The 10,059-nt window shown below is 65.8% G+C and carries 11 protein-coding genes; 3 read left to right on the top strand and 8 right to left on the bottom strand.

Annotated elements, in window-relative coordinates; genetic code table 11:
* Positions 1-8 precede the first annotated feature (8 nt).
* From HYR72_11700 to HYR72_11735, 8 genes are all read right to left on the bottom strand, one after another.
* A complete protein-coding gene (locus tag HYR72_11700; GenBank protein MBI1815636.1) occupies positions 9-1,100 on the bottom strand; it encodes a flippase-like domain-containing protein in 1,092 nt (363 codons plus the stop codon).
* Positions 1,101-1,235: 135 nt separating this feature from the next.
* Positions 1,236-1,409 carry a hypothetical protein gene (locus HYR72_11705; GenBank protein ID MBI1815637.1) on the bottom strand — a complete coding sequence of 58 codons (174 nt, stop codon included), beginning with the start codon at positions 1,407-1,409 and terminating at the stop codon, positions 1,236-1,238.
* Between the two features lie 219 nt (positions 1,410-1,628).
* Entirely contained in the window at positions 1,629-2,822 is a 1,194-nt protein-coding gene (locus HYR72_11710) for a CDP-alcohol phosphatidyltransferase family protein (protein MBI1815638.1), read from the bottom strand.
* A gap of 9 nt (positions 2,823-2,831) precedes the next feature.
* Positions 2,832-3,854, bottom strand: coding sequence for a Gfo/Idh/MocA family oxidoreductase (locus HYR72_11715; protein ID MBI1815639.1), 1,023 nt, complete (start codon positions 3,852-3,854; stop codon positions 2,832-2,834).
* The gene (locus tag HYR72_11720; protein ID MBI1815640.1) at positions 3,851-5,143 is read right to left on the bottom strand and encodes an aspartate aminotransferase family protein; all 1,293 of its coding nucleotides are present in this window, start codon (positions 5,141-5,143) and stop codon (positions 3,851-3,853) included. Before HYR72_11720 ends, HYR72_11715 begins: the two co-directional genes overlap by 4 nt.
* Positions 5,144-5,202: 59 nt before the next feature.
* Positions 5,203-6,021, bottom strand: a complete 819-nt coding sequence (locus HYR72_11725) for a hypothetical protein (GenBank protein ID MBI1815641.1) — start codon at positions 6,019-6,021, stop codon at positions 5,203-5,205.
* Entirely contained in the window at positions 6,018-6,722 is a 705-nt protein-coding gene (locus HYR72_11730; protein ID MBI1815642.1) for an NDP-sugar synthase, read from the bottom strand. Before HYR72_11730 ends, HYR72_11725 begins: the two co-directional genes overlap by 4 nt.
* Positions 6,719-7,408 (bottom strand): HAD family hydrolase, encoded by a 690-nt coding sequence (locus tag HYR72_11735; protein MBI1815643.1) that lies wholly within the window; start codon positions 7,406-7,408, stop codon positions 6,719-6,721. The genes HYR72_11730 and HYR72_11735 overlap by 4 nt, the downstream gene beginning before the upstream one ends.
* A 182-nt stretch (positions 7,409-7,590) precedes the next feature.
* Here HYR72_11735 and HYR72_11740 point away from each other — a divergent pair, with 182 nt between their 5' ends.
* From HYR72_11740 to HYR72_11750, 3 genes are all read left to right on the top strand, one after another.
* On the top strand, positions 7,591-7,821 hold the full coding sequence (locus tag HYR72_11740; protein ID MBI1815644.1) for a hypothetical protein: 231 nt from the start codon (positions 7,591-7,593) through the stop codon (positions 7,819-7,821).
* Entirely contained in the window at positions 7,818-8,240 is a 423-nt protein-coding gene (locus HYR72_11745; GenBank protein ID MBI1815645.1) for a type II toxin-antitoxin system VapC family toxin, read from the top strand. The genes HYR72_11740 and HYR72_11745 overlap by 4 nt, the downstream gene beginning before the upstream one ends.
* Before the next feature lie 260 nt (positions 8,241-8,500).
* Positions 8,501-10,059 (top strand): AAA family ATPase (locus HYR72_11750; GenBank protein MBI1815646.1); only part of this gene is annotated, 1,559 nt, incomplete at its 3' end.

A 10,059-nucleotide genomic window follows, 5' to 3' on the forward strand; every position in this document is an offset into this window, starting at 1 on the left:
CACGTGGTTCAGTTGCCAAGCGCCGCGGGATCGGCAACCGGTTGCGGCAGCGTGTGTGCGCGCGACAGCAACAGCAGGCCGATCCCCGCCCATACCAGTTCGCGAATCCGCCGCAGGATGCCCAGCGAAAGACCTTTGGCCGCGTCGAGACCGAGCAGCGTGAAGATCAACACCTTGCCGCCTTCTTGGGTGCCGACTTTTCCGGGAACGAAGAACAACATCCCATCGATGGTGGCGGACAGCACTTCGATGGTCAGCGCGCGTTCTACAGTGGCAGGGACGCCGAGAAAGTACAGGATCAAATAGATTTCGAGCACGCCGAGACACCAGCCAACGAAGAAGCAGCCCGCCGAAGCGACAAAGCCCCAGGTGCTGGAGACGTGGAATGCGGCGATCTCGGCATCGAGACGTTGCAGCCGTGCGGTCAAGCGGTCGGCCGCCAGGCCGGTCCGTTGCAGCGCACGAAACGCGGGCGCAAACAGCCCGCGCCGTTGCGCGATCAGCAGGGCCGATGCCACCGCCGCCATCACGGCGACCCCGATCAACACTCCGCGTCGCAACGCCGCCGGCAGCGGCGCCCGATCGAGCACCAGGATCAATCCCATGACGATGAACGCCACTTGCCCGACCGTCTGCGCAACCTTGGCGATCGCCACCGACGCCACCACCGAGGTCGTGGCGCCACGGGCGCGCAGCAAGCGAACGCGCACGAACTCCCCGCCGATTGTCGCCGTCGGCGTGACGTAGTTGATCGCATCGCCGGCCATGCGCGCGCTCAGCAACTGCGCGAACGGAATCGGCGGCCCCGGCGGCGGAAACGCAAACCACCATCCCAAGGTGTTGAACGTGTAGGCGAGAATTTCCTGCGCCACGATCAGGACGATGCCCCACCCTACCACCCGCACGTTGTCGAAGACTACGCGCGCGCCGATCTCATGCAGGAGCACGGCAAACAACACCAAGCCGCCCACCAAAAGGCCGCGCTCCAGCAGCCGCAACCAGCGCGCAGAGCCGCTGGCAGCGCCCCCGTTGCTCGGGCGTTCCTGATCCGATGCGTTCGTCGTCGTGTCCCCCGTAGCGCGTCGGCGGGACGCAGCCACGCTTGCCACGTATACGGATTGCGCAACCGCAGCAAGGTTCACGAGCAGCAGGTGTTGTGCGGGCGAAGGGGGGAGGCGGACGGAGCCAGAGGAGGGTGGAGGCCCCGTCCGCCCGGGGGGGACTAGCGAACCGCGTTACGCGGCAAGATCGGTGATGGTCGTGGGCTCGGCGGACGTGGGCGCAAACACCAGACGGCCCGAGGTCACCAGCTCGGTGAGGATCGCGACCACTCGTTGGTCAGACGGCTCGTGATCTTGAACGATGCGAACCACGTCAAACAATGTCGTGCGAGGCTTGAGAGCTTTCATCGGACCTCCTTGATTCGTTGTGCGGCCAAACGCCATGCCTTTGTGCCTTTGAGGAAGAGCAGGCCGCATGCCAGCTAGAGGATCGACCGATGCGGCCGGCTTGTGAGTTGATGCGGCGCGTGGGCGACCGAACGACCGGTCAATCGGATTGGCGAAGTTGGTGAGAACGACGAGCGGATGACGGCGGCGCGCTGACAACCGCGAGAAATCGGCGAGACTTCAGGCGGCGTCGCGCCAGCGGTAAATCCAGACCAGCGCGGCGGCGAACCCGTAGCTACCGAATGCCGCACCCCACAGGAACCAGTGCAGCCGGTCGGCCAAGGCCAGGATGAACAGCAGGTACGCGAAGTCGCGATTGAGCAGCGCCTCGAAGCCGCGCAGCATCACGCGACGAATACGGCCTTTGGTCGTTTGCGGCGGACCGCTCGTGCGCATCGTCTCCGGGTGCCGCAGGATACACCAGTAGCCCGCCGCCGCCGCGCATGCGAAGCCGCCGAGCAGCAACGCCATCACCGCGCCATAGGACCCGTCGGGGTGGTGGCGGTACTGCCCAAGGCCAAGGGCGATGAAGATCGCGACGTGCACGATGTTGTCGGTGGCGACATCGAACGTCTGCCCGAACGGAGTTTCTTGAAACTTGAGCCGCGCCACCTCGCCGTCGCAACCATCGATCACGGTGGCGAGCAGAAACAGCAGCGTCCCGAGAACTTCGAAGCCGTAGATCCCGCGCGCGATGCACCACGCGGCGAGCAACCCGACGCTGGTGCCGATGATGGTGATGTGATTCGGCCGTAGCGACGTTTGCACCAAGCGGCGACTGATCCACTGCGACACCGAACGATCGATCCAGCGCGCCAACGGGCCATCGTTCGCGGCGGTGGCGGCCCGCAACTGAGCGTACAGTTCAGTTTCTGCGGCGCGCGCGGAGGCATCGTCGGTGACGCGCGCGCACACCGCGCCGGTCAAAGCCGTCGCATCGGTTTCACCGAGCGCGCGCCAGCGGGTCGAGCTGCCACTCTCGAGCGCGCCATCGAGTTCCGCTAGCGTGGCGGCGCGGCAGAGCAGCAGCGGTTCGCCGCCGGTCGCCGGGCTGAAGACAACGGACCGACCGTTCAAGCGCGTGTCGTAGATCTGATTCAGCGTCGCCGGTGTCACCAAGCAGTCGCCTGGAATGACGACGACCTGCCCTTCGCGAATAACGCGGGCCGGCGGCTGCTCGGCGAGTTCGACGAGGCGGAGACGGGCATCGCTCGCCAACAGCGTCTGCAGGCGGGCGGTCTCGCTGCCCGGCATCACCACGACGCGCTCGAAGCCGCTGCGCACAGCACTGTGCAGCGTCCGCACAATCAACGGCAGCCCGGCGATGGTGCGAAAGCTTTCCGCCGTCGGCGGCAAAATCAATGCAGTGTTCACAGTGAAAAGTTAACGCGTGACGGCGGGCAGCGGTTGTACGCGCGCCGCGGCGTGGGACGCGTACGCTTGCGATAGCAATTGCACGCACTGCTCGGCTTCGGCCAAGTTCTCGCCGCGGACGCTGGGATCGAGGATTTCGCGGCGGAACGCGTCGATCACCGCCGCGAACCACTCGGGATGGTGCGATCCCGCCGACAGTGATTGAGCGCACACAAATGACTCGTCCGAGCCGCGGCGCTGCACCGAGACGCGATCGTCATCGACCTCGATGTGGCCGTCGCGGCCATCCAACTGCCAGCGCGTCCGGCGCTCATCTCCGGCCCAGGTGAGATCTAGTCGCCCCGTCAGCGAGGGAAATTCTATCGTGCACTGTGCGCTGTCTTCGACATCGGCCGTTCGGTAACGGCGGCGCGCCAGTTGCGCGCGGATCGCGCGCGGCCGTTCATTGGCCAGCGCCATCATCAAGTAGAAGGCGTGCCAGCCATGATCGACCAGGATACCGCCGCCGGCGCGCACGCCGTCCGTGCGCCAATCGTCACCGACGCTACCGGCGCAGCCGTTACGCGTGGTCTCGAACGAGATGCCGGTCAGCGGTCCGATCGCGCCGTCGTCGAGCAGCATCCGCACGCGGCGAAACGGCTCGGAGTATTTCCAATTGTGGACCGTGAACAACGTGACCCCGGCGCGGCTCACCGCCTCGTAAACTTGCGCGTAGTCCGGTGCCGAGATGGCGAGCGGCTTTTCGCAAATGATGTGGAGCCCGGCGGCCGCAGCGGCAACGATCAACGGCACGTGCGACGTCGGCGGCGTCGCGATGTCGACGAAATCCAGCGCGACGCTGGCGAACAGTTCGGCCGCATCACCGCCCACTGTCGCGTCCGGCAAGAGCGCTCGGGCGCGCGCTTGGCGCGTCGCATCGGAATCGGCGACGGCGACGATGCGCATATCCTGATGTTCCAACCACGCAGGCAGATGCCCGCGCTCGGCCACGTTGCCAAACCCTATGATCGCACCGCGCAGTGGAGCGCTCATTGCCGGTACCGCCCGCTGCGCGCCACATCGGCGAACACTTCGTCGAGAATCGCGACGCCGTCACGGGCTTCGCTTTCGCTCAGAATCAACGGCGGATTGATGCGGACGCGCGAGAAGTAGCCCATCAGCAGCAGCCCGCGCCGTAACGCACCGAGAAAGATCTCCTCCGACACCTCGCGCGCCAGCGGCTCCTTGGTCGCGCGGTTCTTCACCAGGTCCATGCCGAGCAGCAGCCCGGCGCCACGCACGTCGCCAATGAACTCGTACTTCTCCTGCAAGCCGCGCAACTCGTCGAGCAGGAAGGCGCCAACACGCGCGGCGTTGTCGATCAGGCCCTCGTCGAGAATCGTCTCCACTGTCGTCAGCGCGGCGGTCGCCGCGAGCGCATTGCCGCCGTAACTCGACGACGAGGAACTCGCCTTCGAAAACGGTGGCGCGGCGGTGATCTCGTCCGTCGACATCAGGCCGGTGACCGGGAAGCCGTTGCCAAAACCTTTGCCGATGGTCATCACGTCGGGCTCGACGTTGGTGTGATTGCAGCCGAACGGCAAGCCGGTGCGCCCGAAGCCGGTGATCATTTCATCTACGATCAAGAGCGCGTCGTTTTCATGCGCGATGTCACGCACGCCCGGCAGGAATTCCGGCGGTGGAATCACGTTGCCGGCGGTGCCCTGCATGGGTTCGATGAGCACGGCCGCGATCATGCCCGCGGTGGTCGTCTTGAGACTCTGGCGCATGAAGTCGAGACACGCGACGCCACAGTCGGGGTAGTTCAGCTTGAGTGGGCAGCGGTAGCAGTCGGCGTACGGCACTTGATACGTGCCACCGGGGAGCGGTCCCCACTTCTGCTTCCACTCGTCGCCGATCAGTCCCATCACGCCGCCGGTCTTGCCGTGGAAGCCGCCCCAGAACCCAACCACTTCGTACTTCTTGGTGTAGGCTTTGGCGAGGCGGATGGCGGCTTCGACAGCTTCGGCGCCGCCGCTGTAGAGTTGCGTGCGCTTCAGCGCGCCCGGCGCGATCTCGGCAAGCACCTTCATCAACTGCAGCCGCGGCTCGCTGGTGAAGCTGCCGACTGCGAGGCGTTCGATCTGGTTGGTAAGCGCCGCGACAAAACGCGGATGGGAATGGCCGAGACTGGCGACGGCAACCCCAGCGAAGAAATCGAGATACTCGTTCCCGTCGACGTCGATCAGCGTACAGCCGCGCCCCTCGGCGAGCGCCAATTCGGAGAGCTGCGCGATGCGCTGGAGACCGGGGGCGAGGAATTGCTGCTCCTCAGCGTACATCGCGCGCGACTTCGGGCCCGGGGTGGCACCACGGGTCGGCGCGGATTGGGTTGCGGCTTTCACTGCTTGCTCGTCTCAATCAGCGCTTCCAAGTAGGTGACAATGGCTTCTGCCCCCGCAGCGCGGCAGCGAGCGTAGCTAGGCCAATCATTCAAGTCAATCAACTGTAATCCTTCCGTCACACTGGCGACACAATCGCCGCCGTACACTTCGAGCCCGAGCGCACGCGCCCCCGACTGTGCCAACGCGCGCAGCTCGATCATCTGTTGCGCGCTCAACTCGACCGCCGTCTCGGCCGGTGGAAACCAGGCGAGGTAGCCATTGGCGACGGCGTAAAACTTGATCACGACACCGGGAACGTGGCGCTGCAAGATCGCGCGACCGATACCTCGGGCTTGAAAGCGCGCAACCGCCGCGTACGCCTCGGCGCTGCTCTGCACGAATACGACATCATCCGCGTCCGTGGCATGAACATCGCCGCGCTTCAGCCACGCGCCGACGCGTTCGATCCATGCGGGCCAGTCCGGCGGCGCTTCGGTCGTGAGCAACAGCGTCTCCGGAGCCTTCACCTCAGCCCGCGCAAAGCACTCCAGCATGCGATGGCGATGGCAGTTGAGTATCGACTCGACCGAGTTGACCACACGCACACCGTCGCGCTCCCACGCGCGCACTGTCGCGAGTGCGTGCTCTCCCTGACACATGGTGAAGACCGTCGTCTTCGCAGTCGGTAACGGCAGCGGTTCTTCCGCGCTGACGACGCGCACGGTATGCCGCCGTCGCCGCAAACCGTCGGCGACGGCTTCGAGAATTGCGCGATCCGCATCGACCTTACCGGGCGAGAACACCCGCTCGCGGGCGATGCCGAGGAAGTCGCTCATGCGCGGTATCCGCTGCGGATGAAGGACTCCGCCGTGGCGATGTCTTCCGGTCGGTCGACATCGACGCATTTCGGCACGCGCTCGCCGAAGAGTCGGTAGCCGCGCGCGACGAGATGAGCGAGGAACTGGCGCAACGCCGTGAAGCCAGCGGCACGCGCGGCATCGATCTCGGCAAAGATGCGCGGATGAAACACGTAAAACCCGGCGGTGATCAGCGGGCTGTCGGCCGCGGCATCGCCGATCGCATTGATGCGACCGTCGTCATCGCAGGCGACGTGCAGCGGCTTCTCATCATCGATGAAATCGTTCACCGCGAGCACGCCATCGGCGGCGCGCGCGGCGGCGGCGCGGACGAAGTCACGCAGCGCGGCCGGCGCGACGATGGCATCGACGGTGAGCAGCAGAAACATGTCTTCTGCGAGATATGGCGCGAGCGCGAACAGGCTCTCCATCGAACTCGGCGTCGTCCGATGGATGAAACGCACCGGCAGGTCGCGGATGTGTTCCTGGCAATACGTCGCCACCGCAGACGACGCTTCGTTGATGATGCACACGACCTCACGCACGCCCGCGGCGCCGATCGCACGAAGCGTATGCTCGATCAGCGGCACGCCGTTCACCCGTACCAGCGGTTTCGGACCCGAGATGCCGGCGCGGCTCAGCCGTTCCCCGAGACCGGCCGCGATGATCCCCGCTTTCATCCGAGTAACGCGTCGAGTTCGCCGAGCGAGCGGAGACAGAGGTCGGCATCGGAGACCACGAAGTCGGTGCGCGCACCCACCAGCCAGGCCGTGCGCAGGCCAGCGGCGCGTGCCGGCTTGATGTCCTGTTCGAGCGAATCGCCGACGAAGAGCGTCTCGTCCGCACTGACGCCCAATCGCTTGACCGCTAGCGCAAAGATGTCGGGATCGGGTTTGCTCACGCCGACGACGGTGGAGTCGATGATCGTGCCGAGCAGCGGCGCGATCCGACACTCGACGAGGATGCGTTCGACGTTGCCGTAGAAGTTCGAGACCACACCGAGACGGAAACGCGACGCCAAGCGCGCGAGCAGCACGTGACTGTCGACGAGGGCGGCGGCGGTGCGAGTCACGAAGGTGTTGACGATAGTCGCTGCGGCGCGATCGTTGCGGATCTGCAGGTGCTCGAACTGACACGCGACATGGAAGGCAACGGTATCGTATAAACCGAAGCGAGCGACCTGAGGCGAGCGATACGACTCGCGCGTGCCGTGTCCAACCGCATCGTGCAGCCTATCAGGCGTCACGTCGATCCCAGCCGCCCGATACGCAAGCGCGAAGCGCTCGATCCACGGCTCGCCGGGCCCGTCCAACGTCCCGCCGAAGTCGAAGAGGATCGCGCGTAAGCTGTGCAGACCATTCGCCACAATGTGGATAAAGCAACTCGCCCGTGCGGGTGCAAGACGCCCGGTTCTGTCGGCGGGGCCGCTCCCTATCCAAAACCCGTCGGGTACAGAGTGCAGTGCCCATCCTCTCGCGCGCGCCCGCAGCCGCTCCTTTACAGGCGCACCGCGCAGCGATATCAGATTGCTAGCACTGGAGAAGGAGCATGGGACAAGTAATTATTCGCAGGCTCGACGATGCGGCGCTACAACGCCTCAAGGCACGCGCCGCTCGCAAGGGACATTCGCTCGAACGCGAGTTGCGCGCCATCGTGACGGCGGTAGCCCGCTCGGATCGCGCGGAGTTTCGCGATCAGGCAGCGGCGTTTCGCCGTCGACTCGCTGGACGCCGCCACAGCGACAGCACCTTGCTGATTCGGCGTGACCGTCGGCGATGAGCTACATCGTCGATGCGAGCGTCGCGGTGAAGTGGGTTGTTCCCGAAGTCCTCAGCGATCAAGCCGAACGCTTGCTGACGACCGATGCCGAGCTGCTCGCCCCCGAGTTGCTTCTGACGGAGGTGGCGAATGCCCTGTGGGCGAAAACGAGGCGGCGTGAGTTGACGGTCCGTGAAAGTTCGCGGGCGCTGGCGTTGCTCATGGAGAGTGGCTTGGTGCTGCGTCCGAGTGCGCCACTGCTGGCGCGGGCGCTGGACATCGCGCACCGCCTCAATCATCCGGTGTACGACTGCATCTACCTCGCCCTCGCCGAACGAGAACACGCCATCTTGGTGAGCGCCGATCGACGGCTCCTTGAGTGCGCCGCCCGCGGTAGTATCCGCGCGCGCGTCCTAGATCTGCGAGCGCTGAAATCGTGACCGCCCTCACTTCTACCGACAGCCAGTGGTGGAAAACGACAGAACCGGGTTCGCTCGTCGAACTCGGGTTCGTCCGCATTGACCGCAAGGACGCCACGCAGCGCCATAAATCAGGCGAAGACCATCTCCACTGCTTCGCCCCTGGCGGGACTCGCAATGACCCAATCAGTGAGTCGCGGTGCGGACTTCAAAACTGACCCACTACAGAACCGACTCGCCGCTTGACAACGCGGTGATCGATCTGGAACACAAACACACTCATGCAGTGTCCCCAGTGTCAGCACGAGAACCCGTCTGCCGCCAAGTTCTGCCTCGAATGCGGCGCGCGGCTCGCGCTCGCGTGCGGCCAGTGCGGCGTGCAACTCCCGCCAGGTGCCAAGTTCTGTTTGGAGTGCGGCGCTTCGCTAGTAGGCAGTAGGCAGACGGCAGTAGGCGGTTCCGATCCGGTTCCGCCCCTAACAGCTAACCCCCTAACACCTAACACCCTGTCCTCTGGCGAGCGCCGGCAGCTCACGGTGCTGTTCTGCGATCTCGTCGGCTCCACAGAGATCGCCGCGCAACTCGATCCGGAGGACTGGCACCGCATCTCGAAGGAGTACCAACAGGTAGCCGCGGCGGCGGTCACCCGCTTCGGCGGCCACGTCGACAAATTTCTCGGCGACGGCCTGGTGTGTTTCTTCGGTGTGCCCGAAGCGCACGATGATGACGCCGAGCGGGCCGTGCGCGCGGGGCTGGCGATTGTGGAAGGGGTTAAGTTGTTAGGTGTTAGGTTGTTAGGTGAAGAACCGGAGTCTTCCCTAACAACCAACAACCTAACAACCAACAACCTGTCCCTCCGCGTCCGCGTCGGCATGCACACGGGAGCGGCCGTTGTTGCTCACGGCGGGGGCGCGGCGCAGGATGTCTTCGGCGATACCCCGAACATCGCGGCCCGGGTGCAAGGCGCCGCCGAGCCCGACACCGTCGTGATCACCGCCGCCACCCAGCGGCTGGTGGCGGGGCTGTTCGTGGTGGAAGACCGCGGCCCGCACTCACTCAAGGGGATTGCGGCCCCCGTCGGGCTGTACCGCGTGATCCAGGCCAGCGGCGTGCGCGGCCGGTTGGCGGCGGCGGCAGCCGGCGGTCTGACGCCGTTCGTCGGCCGCGAGCGCGAACGGCAGACGGTGGCCGAGGCGTGGGAGCGGGCGCAGGACGGCGAGGGACAGGTGGTGCTCCTCAGTGGCGAGGCCGGGATTGGGAAGTCGCGCCTGGTGCAGGACTTCAAGGCCGGCCTCGCGCAGACGCCGCACACCTGGATCGAGAGCGGCTGCGCGGCCTACTACGACACCACGCCGTTCTACGTCGTCACCGATCTGCTGCGGCAGGGCTTCGGCTGGACGGCCGATCTCTCGACCGAGGCGCGGCTCGACGCCCTCGACCGGTCGCTCGCGGTGGTGGGCCTGAAGCCGGCGGAGGCGGTGCCGGTGATCGCGCCGCTGCTCGACCTGCAACTCCCCGAGGGCCGCTATCCGCCCCTGTTTCTGTCTCCCGAGCAGCAGCGCAAGCGCTTGCTGGCGACGCTGGTGGCGTGGGTGTGCGGCGCGGCGCGGCTACAGCCGAGCGTGATCGTGATCGAGGATCTCCACTGGGTCGATCCGTCGACGCTCGAGCTGCTCGGGCTGCTGGTCGAGCAGGGCGCGCGCGAGCCGCTGCTGTTGGTGCTGACCGCGCGGCCGGAGTTCCGTCCGCCGTGGCCGCTGCGGGCGCATCACACGCAGCTCAACCTGAACCGGCTGACGAAGCGGCAGGTGCACGAGATGATCGTGCGCGTGGCGGTGCG

The organism is Deltaproteobacteria bacterium (genome assembly GCA_016178705.1).
Classification (GTDB): Bacteria; Desulfobacterota; Binatia; order HRBIN30; family JACQVA1; genus JACOST01.

Bases quoted from the DNA above. Each gene is read 5' to 3' on its own strand.
- HYR72_11720 (MBI1815640.1), bottom strand. From the start codon at position 5,143: ATGTACGCTGAGGAGCAGCAATTCCTCGCCCCCGGTCTCCAGCGCATC.
- HYR72_11715 (MBI1815639.1), bottom strand. From the start codon at position 3,854: ATGAGCGCTCCACTGCGCGGTGCGATCATAGGGTTTGGCAACGTGGCC.
- HYR72_11730 (MBI1815642.1), bottom strand. From the start codon at position 6,722: ATGAAAGCGGGGATCATCGCGGCCGGTCTCGGGGAACGGCTGAGCCGC.
- HYR72_11725 (MBI1815641.1), bottom strand. From the start codon at position 6,021: ATGAGCGACTTCCTCGGCATCGCCCGCGAGCGGGTGTTCTCGCCCGGT.
- HYR72_11745 (MBI1815645.1), top strand. From the start codon at position 7,818: ATGAGCTACATCGTCGATGCGAGCGTCGCGGTGAAGTGGGTTGTTCCC.
- HYR72_11705 (MBI1815637.1), bottom strand. From the start codon at position 1,409: ATGAAAGCTCTCAAGCCTCGCACGACATTGTTTGACGTGGTTCGCATC.
- HYR72_11740 (MBI1815644.1), top strand. From the start codon at position 7,591: ATGGGACAAGTAATTATTCGCAGGCTCGACGATGCGGCGCTACAACGC.